Raw genomic sequence first — 10,393 nt, forward strand, 5'->3', positions numbered from 1 at the left:
CGGACAATCCGCTCCTCGGCGTGGCCAAGAGACTCGCAAATAGCGCCGGCGTGTCGGCAGCCACCGTGCTCGATCAGTTTTGCCGCGAGCGCCGGGAATGTGTCGCTTCCCCATATAAATAGGGTCGTTGATTCCGGATCGGCAATTGCCGCGCATCGATATAATCGGGCTCGCTCTTGAAGCACTGGACCTTCAGCCCGCGATCGCGATAGGCGCGCGCCAGCGTCAGCGTCGTCTTGCCGACCCCGGATGCAGGCGCGGAGATGACGAGGCTCGCCGTCATCACGAGCCTTCCGGAAAGCGAGGCGTCGGCCCGAGCGGCCGATAGCGGCGGTCATAGTCGACGGCATACAGGCGGCTCTCTCCGAAATCTTCCGAACCCAGTGTGCGGCCAACCAGAATAACGGCTGTGCGCTCGAGCTCGGTGCTTACAGCAGAGTCCAAGGTACCGAGCGTGGCGCGGACGATGCGCTGATCCGGCCAGCTTGCGCGCCAGACTATTGCAACCGGGCAGTCTCCTCCGTAGTGCGGCGTCAGCTCATCAATCACCGTGGAAAGCAGATGGATCGAGAGATGGATGGCGAGCACCGCACCGGTCGCGGCAAAGGTGGCGAGTTTCTCGCCTTGCGGCATCGCGCTCGCCCTGCCCGGCATCCGCGTCAGCACGACCGATTGCACAAGATCCGGTAGCGTGAGCTCGGCCTCGATCGCGGCCGCGGCGGCGGAAAAGGCCGGCACGCCCGGCGTGATTGAATAGGAGATTTGAAGCGCGCGCAGGCGGCGCAATTGCTCGCCCATCGCCGACCAGATCGAGAGATCCCCGGAATGTAGCCGCGCGACGTCCTTGCCCTCACGATGCGCGGTGACGATCTCCGACATGATGTCGTCGAGCGACAGCGGCGCGGTGTTCACGATCCGTGCATCCTTTGGGCAATGGGCAAGAACGCCCTCGGGTACGAGAGAGCCGGCATAGAGGCAGACCGCACAGGCGGCAATCAGATCGCGACCGCGCAAGGTGAGCAGATCAGCTGCTCCCGGTCCGGCACCGATGAAGTGCACCGTCATTCGGCGTCTCCTACCGCGATCGCTGCGGTCGCCGTCCGATCCTGCGAGACAGCCCGCGTCGAAACGAGGCGCGCACCACGGCCGGCGACCGCAAGCGCTGCGGCTTCGGCGACGGAGCCCGTACCGAACTTCGCCTTGATGGATTCTGACTGTGTGGGCGTGGCAATGCCGGCTAGGACATCGGCTGAAACAGGCCGGATCGGCACGGTGAGTTCGCGCGCCAGCAATTTGAGCGCGGCGGTTTCGGCCTTGTCGCTGACAGTTGCAACTGCCGCGAGACCTTCAGGACCGCCCGCGGCGGCGAGAGCTTCGCGCAGCGCAGCCAGTGTGACCTCCCGCTTGAACCCCAGACCTGCGACCTTCACTTGACTGCACTCCATTGCACGACCGGCCGCATCGCCTCCCAGGAGCGATAGCGGCCGAGGTGACCCGCATGCGCAATCTCAATTCGCATCAACTCGCCACCGTGGCGTTGATGAAGGTCCGAGAGTAGCGCCTCGGTCTCCAGCGTGACGGCATGCGCAACCACCCTTACTCTCGGCTCAATGCGCGACCATACCGCATCGAACATCCTAGCGTCGAGCCCTCCGCCGATGAAGACGGCTTGCGGTGTCTCAAGGCGTGAGAGGATATCAGGCGCTATTCCCTCAACGATGGCGATCCGATGCGTCAGACCGAAGGTTGCCGCGTTGCCGCGGATATTCGCTACGCGATTAGACCGCGCTTCGATGGCGATCGCCGTGCCACCACAGAGAGCCCATTCTACCGAGATCGAACCTGAACCGGCGCCAATGTCCCATAATCTGTCGCCGGATCTCGGCGCCAGCGACGAAAGCGCGAGCGCGCGCATCGGCCGCTTGGTGATCTGGCCGTCATGCACGAAGAGCGCGTCTGAAAGGCCGGAGCTGCGCGGAACGCCGTGCGGTCCATTGGTTTCCAGCGCAACTGCCACCGGCCCCGCGCCGCCATCTGCGGCGTAGCTGTCGGCCCGATATTGCGCCACGGATTCGCGGGGACCGCCGAGCGCGGTGAGCGTCCATAGCCGTGAATTGCCCCAGCCGCGCGCCGTCAACCATTTGGCCAGATCGCCGGGCGCCTTGCCGTCGCGCACGAGACAAATGATGCGCGCTCCATGTGTCAGATGCGGCACCAGGCGTTCGAATGGCGCCGCGTGGATTCCAAGACAGACGACAGATTCGAGCCGCCATCCGAGCCGCGCCGAGGCAAGCGAGAATGTCGAGAGCGCGGGATGCGCAATCCATTCGCTCTTGCTGAGCCGTTCCGCGAGACTGGCTCCTACGCCGTACCAGGACGGATCGCCCGAGGCGAGCACCACCGTCGGACGACCGCGGCAGGCCAGCACGCAATCTGTCTCGAACGGCGCCGCCCAGGGACGGCCGCGGTCGGAAATCCCTGCCAGCGCGAGATGCCGTTCGCCGCCAAACACCGTCTCGGCTTCCGCAAGCGCCTTTCGGCTTGCATCCGAGAGGCCGGCAAGGCCATCTTCGCCAATGCCGATGATCGTCAGCCAGGGATCATGCATGATGCGCGCCCTCATTCTGGGCGGAACAAGCGATGCCAATCTGCTCGCAGACGCTGTGGCGCGCGCGGGGTGTGATGCGATCTATTCCTATGGAGGTCGCACCCGCGCCCCCGTGAACCAGCCGCTGCCGACCCGCATCGGAGGGTTCGGCGGCGTGAATGGCCTTGCCGAGTTCATTCGGCGCGAGGGAATAACGCACCTTGTCGATGCAACCCATCCCTTCGCGGCCGAAATGAGCCGTAATGCGGTTGCAGCGTGCGAGATGACCGGAACACCGCTGATCGCGCTCGAGCGCGCGCCCTGGGCAAAAGGGACCGGCGACACCTGGATCGAGGCCGCGGATATCTCCTCCGCTACGGCAGCATTGCCGAACAATCGCGCGCGGGTATTTCTTGCGATCGGACGCCAGCACATCGCACCTTTCAGCGCCAGGCCGCAGCACGCCTACACTTTGCGGTTTGTCGATCCTCCCGATGGGCCACTGCCGTTTCCGGACGTCGATGTCATCGTGTCGCGCGGACCGTTCACCCTCGCCGGCGAATTGGAGATGATGCGTGCGCGCGGCATCGAATGGGTTGTTGCCCGCAACTCCGGTGGAGCGGGCGCGCGCGCCAAGATCGACGCCGCGCGCGAGCTCGGCCTTCCCGTCGTGATGCTCAAGCGGCCCGAATTGCCTGACAGGCCCCGAGTCGAAAGCGTGGCGGAGGTCATGCAATGGCTCCGTCATCGGGCATGCCTCGGTGCATAGACCCAGCGGCCGACGCGGCGCGTTGCCGAATTACCGACGATGACAAGGGTTCGCATGTCGGCCATCTCGGGCCGTGCCTCGCGCAGCATCACGGTTTCAATTCGCTCCGCGACCGTGCTGACCGCATGGGCGAAGATCACGAGGCGCTCGCCGCAACCTGCCTCCTTCAGCACCGAGAGCGCGCGTTCAAAACCCTCGGGCCGGCTCACTGAGCGCGGATTGTACATCGCGATCGCAAAGTCGGCTTCGGAGGCAAGCCGCAAGCGTTTCTCGATCATCGACCACGGCTTCAGATTATCGGAGAGATTGATCGCGCAAAAATCGTGGCCGAGCGGCGCGCCGGCGCGCGCGGCGGCTGCCAGCATTGCAGTTACGCCGGGCATAACGCGGATTGCAAGCCCATGCCATTGAGACGAGACTTCAAGTGCTTCGAACACAGCCGCTGCCATGGCGAAAACACCTGGGTCGCCCGAAGAAACCATGACAACACGGCGTCCTTCCGATGCCAGCTGCAAGGCATCGCTTGCGCGCTGCAACTCCATGCGATTGTCTGATGGATGCAGCGTCAGTCCTTCACGCGGGGCTACTCGCGCGACGTATGGCGCATAGCCCACGACGTCGGTCGCGGCGGCGAGCGCGGCGGAGACTTCCGGCGTGACTAGCGCCTGGTCGCCCGGCCCAAGTCCCGCGATGGTCAATATGCCCGTCATTCGGCCGCCTCCATCCGGCGTCCCCGCCCATGCACGAGCACGATCGCGAAATAGGGGCACTCGGTCTCGTCCACGTCCTCCAGCCGCGCGACGCGCTCGGCCGGCATAGTGCCGCGTTCGATCAGCCATGCCTCGCCAAGGCGGCCGGCGCCGGCAAGCGCGCGGCGCACCTTCTTCAGATTGCGCCCGGTCTTCATGATGACGAGCGCATCGGAATTGCGCGCGCGTTGCTCGAGCTCTTGTTCCGACAGCGTACCCATCAGTACCGTCATCACATCGTCGCCGAGGGCGATCGGCAGGCCGACCGAATTCCAGCAGCCAGCCATGCCGGGAATGCCGGCGATCACCTCGATCTCGACGCGGCGCTGCAGACGTGCACGGAGGTGCATGAAGGAACCGTAGAAGTAGGGATCGCCCTCGCAGAGAACGACGATGTCGGCCGCGCGGGCGATCCGCGCAAGACGCTCCGCCCACTCGTCGTAAAAGCCGGCAAGGAGGCCAACATATTCCGGACTATCGAAGGCGATCTCCGTAGTGACCGGATACTCCATCGGATATTCGCAGACGTCCTTTGCCAGTAGTCCATCGACGATGCGGCGCGCCTGGCCGGCCCGTCCTTTCTTCCGGAAATAGGCAACGTGCTTGGCCGCACGGACCTCACGATCGGCGCGCACGCTCATGAGGTCCGGATTTCCTGGCCCGAGGCCGCAACAGATGATGCGCCCCATAGCTATTCGTTCCGGCTCGCCAGCGCGTTCACGGCGGCGACCGTGATTGCGGAGCCGCCAAGGCGCCCCTCGACCGTCAGCGCCGGCGCAGGCTGGTCAACCATCAGCGCAAGCTTGGCTTCAGCCGCGCCAACAAAGCCGACCGGACAACCGATGATCGCTGCAGGTCTTGGACAGTTGCGATCCTCCAGCATGTTGAGCAGGTGAAAGAGCGCGGTCGGCGCATTGCCGATAGCGACGATCGCGCCGTCCAGATGCGGCCTCCACAATTCCAGCGCTGCGGCTGAGCGGGTATTGCGCATGGATTGCGCGAGGGAGGGAACCTTGGGATCGTCAAGCGTACAGATGATGGCGTTGCCGGCCGGCAGGCGCGCACGCGTAATTCCCTCCGACACCATGCGTGCGTCGCAGAGGATAGGCGCGGCGTTCTGCAGCGCAGCCCGCGCGATGCGCGCCATGCCGGGCGTGAAGCGGATGCAGGATTCGAGACTCACCATGCCGGCGGCATGGACCATCCGCACGACCACTGGCTCCTCGTCGGCAGAAAATCGCTCAAGGTTCGCCTCCGCGCGAATGGTGGCGAAGGATTGACGGTAGATCGTCGCACCATCGGTTTCATAGACGTGCGTCATCAGGGCGCTCCCGTTAGAACGGAAGGATCCGCGATCATTCGGCCTGCGCTTACTCCACGCTGGCTAGGCGTATCCCTCGTTGAGCCGCTGCGGATGACATCAAATCCCTCGCGGGTCGCAACAAGGGTGAGCGCAGCAGTCCCCGAATGAGCACAGCCTTTGGCACAGCCAGAGACGTGAAGCCTCTCGTCCGCGGCAATATGCGACGCAAGCGACGCTGCAAGTGCACGAGTATCGCAGTGCGCCTCACAGCAGGCGGGCGCACCGCTGCAGGCGACGACGCGCAGGATCGGATCGTCCGCTTGGGTGACGAGGCTCTCGCAGTGGGGCATTTCGCGCAATCCTTCCGCCACAATCATGCGCCAGGGCGTCATCCGTAATCCTTGCGAGCATCCGGCAAGATGGCTGAGAGCGGCATGTGTCAGCTGTCCGAAAGCCGCAGCGACCATCGCGCCTTGCGGATAAAGTCCGGGACGCGGCTCCGCGATCATGCAAGCCGGCTTGACGTTGCTACGAAGCGCGTCGGGCAGTTTTGCGCCAGCCCCGACATGCGCTTTCATTCGCCCTCTCCCCTCCTTGGCTCCGCCCGAGTCGACGAACCACTCGGCAAGCGCGAGCGCAACGCTTACCGCTTCTGTCCGTGAGACGGGACGACCATGCTCCGCACCGTCGGCACGCACGATCAGCTCTCCCGCGATGCTGCGCTCGATCCGGATGTCGGCGGAGGCGCCGGCCAGCGCGGGCTCTGTGCTGCAATCAACGGCGAAGCCGAATTTGGTCGGCAGGTCGGGCGGTCCCATCACAAGCCCGCGTTCAAGTTCTGCTGCGAGAAAACAGGTATCGTCACTGGCGCTCCAGAAGGGCGAGACAAGGATGTTGCGCCGCGCTTCCGACTCCGCATCGGGATCGAGCAAGTGCAGCCGTGAGAGTTCCTCGATCAAGGGCCGATGACCTTGATCACTGACACCCCTGATTTGCAGGTTGCCCCGGCTGGTCAGATCGATCAGGCCGTTGCCGTAGCGCTTGGACAGCACCGCAATTCCCGCTGCCTGCTTCGGAGCCAGCCGGCCACCGTGCGGCCGGATGCGAACCACGAGCCCATCTCCCGACCGCATCGGCCGTAAGGCGCTGGGGCACCAGCCCTTGATCGCAACAGCGCTCATGAAGCCTCCCGCAGCGCGACCGCAATCGAATTGCGCCGTGTCCTCCAGGGCGAAGCTTGATTCAAACGGGTGAAGCAAGTCTCGATCGCCGCAAGCGCCGCCGGATTCTCGCGCGCCATGAAAGTGCGCACGTTGTCGCTGCCAAGCATCGCGTCGTAATAGAGATCGAAGAGATGCGTGGGCACCGCATCGGCAAGATGTGCAAAGCTGGCCATATGCTCTAGCGTGGCAGCGATTTCCGCCGCGCCCCGAAAGCCGTGGCGCATCATCCCGGACATCCATTTGGGTTGACCGCACGCGCACGCACAACGCGCGAAATTTCCTCGGTCAACGAGCGAGCACGCGGCTGATCGGGATGTGTCGCGTAGGTGGTAGAGCGATGGTGTGGCCGCGCCGAGGCGCACCGCCGCGGCCGCAAGGCCCGCCTCATGCACGGCATAGTCTGCGGCGAGCAGCAGATCCGTTTCATGGTAATCGGTGGAAATGCGGGCAAGCGATTGTTTGCGGAAGATCTCCGGCCGGCTGCGCCACGGCACGATGCCGTCGGCCGTCGCCGCATAGGCCGCAGCACCGGCGATCACGTCCGGCGCGTTTATGTCGGACAGGCGGCCGCAGACGTAAGACCACCGTCCAGGCGCGCTGAGCGCGCAACCCTGGCTACAAGCAGACAGGCATTCGACCGGAACCACGTGGACGTCTTCCGGCACGCCGGCGAGAATGGCGCTGTGCAGACGCGCGCCTGGCGTGATTTTGCCTTCTCTTACGGGTTGGTCGGCACGGCAGGTGATGCAGACATGAAGCGTGACGGTCATCGCCCTCCTCGATTTTTGACGGAGGCGATGAGGCGCACGAACCGGAGACACTACGGTTCGTTGCCGTCGCGGAGCACCCCGTCCGCCGGTCTCAAGTCTCTGCGCTGGCAGGTCTCCCGGCTTGCGGAGCAGGTTTTCCCTTCGATCTCCACCTTCCCAACCCTTGACGGGTCAGTGGCTCCTAGAGATCTCTCCGGTCACGGTCGCGGGGGCGGCTGCGCTTCAGGTCCAAGCTTCGCGGCTAGAGCCCTATCGCATTCCCTCTTCGCCTGTCCTAGGACAGGAACCAACGCCACCCCACCATTTGCCCAAGCGTGCAGCTTGTCAAGCCGTAGAGCGTGCTCATGACTTCCGAACCTGATGCCGCTGAGGACGAAACCGTGACCTCTGAAGCCTCGCTGGACGCCCACCATGCGGCCAAAATGGCGAAGAAAAAAAGCAGCGCGCGACCGGATGATAGCCGCCAAGAGCGGTGAGAAGGGACTCATCATCGTCCACACCTGCGCGAGCAAAGGGATATCCTCCTTGGCTCTCGGCATGATCATGCGGTGCGTTGCGCATGGCTTTCCCTGCGCCATGATGCAATTCATCAAAGGTGCGTGGGACGCCGGCGAGCGCCCGCTGCTGACCGGACATTTTGGTGAATTGTGTCGCGCCAACTGGGAACATCGGCGATCGGCGAAGGAATTTACCACTCGACGATAGCCTAGGTTTCAACTTTCCATCCAGAGCCTTCATCGCGTGTCAACTCGTAGGTCAACAAATCAGGATGCTGACCGCGATGCATTTGATGCGAACCTGGCGATTGGCCGAAGCGCAACTGGTAAATGCCATGCCTGTCCTTAGGAAAAAAGCTTTTCTGCCGGCCCACTATCGTTGCGGAATAATAGGCCGCTGACAGACATCAACTAATCCGATGGGCCGTTCTGACCTATCGATGGATTGGTGCGAGGACGCGGCGCCGCCCCCTGAATTCATGGGCGTGAGTGAGATCAAATGCAAGATCTGCAAGCTGGCGCTCCTGCTCGCCAAAAAAATGCCCGGCCTCCTTTTCGGCGGCCGGGCGGAAGTCAGTCTGGGGGGGGGAGCGACGCTGCTACACATCGCACCAGCTTCCGTCGGCAGAGGGAGGGTGCCGGCGGTTCATTTACGGCGGGGGCATTCGCCGTTAACTTTAGCCACGGGAAGGCCGATATACGTTCCAAATGAAATCAGGTTTCGCTTCCTTCTGCTCTATTCAGGGAATTCGGCCCAACGATCGCGTGAAGCTCGACAAGTGCGTCGGTCACGTAATCTTGAGGCGATCATCAAAGATATGCTTCAAGATGAACCCACGGAAAAGAGGCTGTCCGCCAATGCTTCGCCCACCTGTGATCACTCATCCGCGATGGAAGTGACGTCCGAGTATGTGTGCCATTTGCACCAGACTATGCGCGCTTTCTAACAGCATTCCGCAAAACTGGTGAAATCGATTGTTTCGATGGGATGCATCTATGCTGTTGATACATAAAGACATGCGTTCAGCGACCCTTGATCTAAATCGCCTCGTTCGCGCAGGACGCTCTGGTGACCAGGCGTAGGCTCTGGCCGAATTGCAATCCATTTTACCAAGACATCGCGGTGGCCGACTTTTTTGCGCGGCCTCGGCCCGTTTCCCATCTGCAAGGCCCGCTGCGTGTTTGCGCTGCTTTCGGATCAGCCAGCGCACGCGGCGGAAACCCCACAATTGCGAGTCTAGGGCTCAATCGCGAAAGACCGCTGAGAGGGCATGTTGGCCGACGGCTGGTGCGAAGCTACTCATCGAGGCTTGCACGGACACGGCTCGCAAACAGCGAAGCACCCGGCTCATCATGGCGCAGGATTGTTTGGTGGCCGACAAAGTCTCGCTACGCAACGTGGTAATTGCGACACTATTCTCAATCCAAGAATGTCGCGCGGCCGTTCCCTGGGCCGACTAGACGCAGATCATCGGCAGCTTCCGAGCGGCACGTCGTTTGCAAGGGTGATATTGGGCATGGACACGGACCTTCAGCCGTGCCGATGCCCGCAACCTTCAGGTTGCAGCCCGACGCACCTCTTGCTTCTCCCTTTAGCAAAGTGCGTCGGGCTTTTTCGGTCATACAGACACGCCCTTGCAAGAACACCCCCTTGCCTATGGCAACGCCTGTCTTGACCATGCACGCTGCTCTGTATCCGGATTTTCGTATTCGGGATTCGACAATGCACGAGACAACCTTTCGGCGAGCCACCTGAGAGGTTCCCAAACTGATAGATTCCCGTCGATTTAGCTCGGTGGGCTAAGACGTGAAGTCGTGTGCGATCGAGGACCCAACAGCGCAGAGCTCGGCGGCATCAAGGAATCGGCTGGGCCACTCCGAAAACCTGCCTACGGGTCTACCGCCGATCGATTACGTCCTTATGGCCGATGACATAGTCCCCTCCTTTACGGTTGAGCGGGTCAAGTATCAGGGGCGAAACAGCCGACCGTATCGCGCTAGATCAACATCGGAAGCACCTGCCCAGGGCGCGCGAGGACAAGGCGCTACGATCAAGCGTTACAGCCGCGATTCCGACATCCGCTCGACGCGGCGCGGATCCGGCGTTTCGTCGTCGTCAGAAGCGCCGGGCTGACGCCATCGACCACCTCAGTTGTGCTTTTCAGGTAACAGCGGCCTGATCTCGGCCAAGCCCGCGATCGCATCACAACCAGAATGCTCGCGATCAGGATAATGAAATTCTTTTCGAAGATTTGATGGCGGGTTCAGAAGGCAATCAGATCGTTCCTTATTGCGCCGCCTGCAGCCCGAGCTCTGTAGCCAATTCCGCCCCGCCTGCCCGCACTGTCATCCATAGATTATAGACCATGATTAACGACCCGATCAAGAACAGCGCTCCACCTGCGGCGCGGATGATGTGGAAGGGATGCATCGCTTCCACGGTCTCGATGAAGGAATATTCGAGGAAGCCGAGCGAGGTGTAGGCGCGCCACATC

The 10,393-nt window shown here is 62.6% G+C and carries 11 protein-coding genes, 3 pseudogenes and 1 riboswitch; of the genes and pseudogenes, 2 read left to right on the forward strand and 12 right to left on the reverse strand.

Translation table 11 applies throughout. From position 1 onward, the window contains the following. Positions 1-73: 73 nt before the first annotated feature. The 4 genes from CQ14_RS01125 to CQ14_RS01140 are packed head-to-tail and all read right to left on the reverse strand — an operon-like array spanning position 74 to position 2,608. Positions 74-283, reverse strand: coding sequence for a hypothetical protein (locus CQ14_RS01125; protein WP_057856115.1), 210 nt, complete (start codon positions 281-283; stop codon positions 74-76). Beyond that, on the reverse strand, positions 283-1,065 hold the full coding sequence (gene cobM / locus CQ14_RS01130; RefSeq protein ID WP_057856116.1) for a precorrin-4 C(11)-methyltransferase: 783 nt from the start codon (positions 1,063-1,065) through the stop codon (positions 283-285). Before cobM ends, CQ14_RS01125 begins: the two co-directional genes overlap by 1 nt. After that, entirely contained in the window at positions 1,062-1,430 is a 369-nt protein-coding gene (locus tag CQ14_RS01135) for a cobalamin biosynthesis protein (protein WP_057856117.1), read from the reverse strand. Before CQ14_RS01135 ends, cobM begins: the two co-directional genes overlap by 4 nt. Beyond that, the gene (locus CQ14_RS01140; protein WP_057856118.1) at positions 1,427-2,608 is read right to left on the reverse strand and encodes a bifunctional cobalt-precorrin-7 (C(5))-methyltransferase/cobalt-precorrin-6B (C(15))-methyltransferase; all 1,182 of its coding nucleotides are present in this window, start codon (positions 2,606-2,608) and stop codon (positions 1,427-1,429) included. Before CQ14_RS01140 ends, CQ14_RS01135 begins: the two co-directional genes overlap by 4 nt. Here CQ14_RS01140 and CQ14_RS01145 point away from each other — a divergent pair. Then, positions 2,607-3,356: a cobalt-precorrin-6A reductase gene (locus CQ14_RS01145; protein WP_057856119.1), complete on the forward strand. Its 750-nt coding sequence runs from the start codon at positions 2,607-2,609 to the stop codon at positions 3,354-3,356. The genes CQ14_RS01140 and CQ14_RS01145 overlap by 2 nt on opposite strands. Here CQ14_RS01145 and cobJ read toward each other — a convergent pair. From cobJ to CQ14_RS45480, 6 genes and pseudogenes are all read right to left on the reverse strand, one after another. Beyond that, positions 3,332-4,066 carry a precorrin-3B C(17)-methyltransferase gene (gene cobJ, locus CQ14_RS01150; RefSeq protein WP_057856120.1) on the reverse strand — a complete coding sequence of 245 codons (735 nt, stop codon included), beginning with the start codon at positions 4,064-4,066 and terminating at the stop codon, positions 3,332-3,334. The genes CQ14_RS01145 and cobJ overlap by 25 nt on opposite strands. Beyond that, positions 4,063-4,794 (reverse strand): precorrin-2 C(20)-methyltransferase, encoded by a 732-nt coding sequence (gene cobI, locus CQ14_RS01155; RefSeq protein WP_057856121.1) that lies wholly within the window; start codon positions 4,792-4,794, stop codon positions 4,063-4,065. The genes cobJ and cobI overlap by 4 nt, the downstream gene beginning before the upstream one ends. Positions 4,795-4,796: 2 nt before the next feature. Continuing rightward, positions 4,797-5,426 carry a precorrin-8X methylmutase gene (locus CQ14_RS01160; RefSeq protein ID WP_057856122.1) on the reverse strand — a complete coding sequence of 210 codons (630 nt, stop codon included), beginning with the start codon at positions 5,424-5,426 and terminating at the stop codon, positions 4,797-4,799. Continuing rightward, entirely contained in the window at positions 5,426-6,589 is a 1,164-nt protein-coding gene (gene cobG, locus CQ14_RS01165) for a precorrin-3B synthase (protein WP_057856123.1), read from the reverse strand. Before cobG ends, CQ14_RS01160 begins: the two co-directional genes overlap by 1 nt. Then, a complete protein-coding gene (locus CQ14_RS45475) occupies positions 6,586-7,074 on the reverse strand; it encodes a cobaltochelatase subunit CobN (RefSeq protein ID WP_283807181.1) in 489 nt (162 codons plus the stop codon). The genes cobG and CQ14_RS45475 overlap by 4 nt, the downstream gene beginning before the upstream one ends. Next, positions 7,072-7,401 (reverse strand): annotated as a pseudogene (locus CQ14_RS45480) (DUF1636 family protein); the annotation flags it as partial. The pseudogene CQ14_RS45480 and the gene CQ14_RS45475, both read right to left, overlap by 3 nt. 89 nt (positions 7,402-7,490) lie before the next feature. Next, positions 7,491-7,707: riboswitch (cobalamin riboswitch) on the reverse strand. Between the two features lie 105 nt (positions 7,708-7,812). Here CQ14_RS45480 and CQ14_RS01175 point away from each other — a divergent pair. Next, positions 7,813-8,106, forward strand: coding sequence for a cob(I)yrinic acid a,c-diamide adenosyltransferase (locus tag CQ14_RS01175; RefSeq protein ID WP_430650118.1), 294 nt, complete (start codon positions 7,813-7,815; stop codon positions 8,104-8,106). 1,918 nt (positions 8,107-10,024) lie between these two features. Here the strand turns inward: CQ14_RS01175 and CQ14_RS47985 are convergent. Beyond that, positions 10,025-10,150, reverse strand: a pseudogene (locus CQ14_RS47985) (cytochrome-c oxidase, cbb3-type subunit II); the annotation flags it as partial. 35 nt (positions 10,151-10,185) lie between these two features. Continuing rightward, a pseudogene (locus CQ14_RS01185) lies at positions 10,186-10,393 on the reverse strand (cytochrome-c oxidase, cbb3-type subunit I); the annotation flags it as partial.

The organism is Bradyrhizobium lablabi (genome assembly GCF_001440475.1).
In the GTDB taxonomy this organism is placed as follows: Bacteria; Pseudomonadota; Alphaproteobacteria; order Rhizobiales; family Xanthobacteraceae; genus Bradyrhizobium; species Bradyrhizobium lablabi.

Coding starts and splice junctions, on each gene's coding strand:
- CQ14_RS01125 (WP_057856115.1), bottom strand. CDS start 283: ATGACGGCGAGCCTCGTCATCTCCGCGCCTGCATCCGGGGTCGGCAAG.
- cobM (WP_057856116.1), bottom strand. CDS start 1,065: ATGACGGTGCACTTCATCGGTGCCGGACCGGGAGCAGCTGATCTGCTC.
- CQ14_RS01145 (WP_057856119.1), top strand. CDS start 2,607: ATGATGCGCGCCCTCATTCTGGGCGGAACAAGCGATGCCAATCTGCTC.
- CQ14_RS01140 (WP_057856118.1), bottom strand. CDS start 2,608: ATGCATGATCCCTGGCTGACGATCATCGGCATTGGCGAAGATGGCCTT.
- cobJ (WP_057856120.1), bottom strand. CDS start 4,066: ATGACGGGCATATTGACCATCGCGGGACTTGGGCCGGGCGACCAGGCG.
- cobI (WP_057856121.1), bottom strand. CDS start 4,794: ATGGGGCGCATCATCTGTTGCGGCCTCGGGCCAGGAAATCCGGACCTC.
- CQ14_RS01160 (WP_057856122.1), bottom strand. CDS start 5,426: ATGACGCACGTCTATGAAACCGATGGTGCGACGATCTACCGTCAATCC.
- cobG (WP_057856123.1), bottom strand. CDS start 6,589: ATGAGCGCTGTTGCGATCAAGGGCTGGTGCCCCAGCGCCTTACGGCCG.
- CQ14_RS01175 (WP_430650118.1), top strand. CDS start 7,813: ATGCGGCCAAAATGGCGAAGAAAAAAAGCAGCGCGCGACCGGATGATA.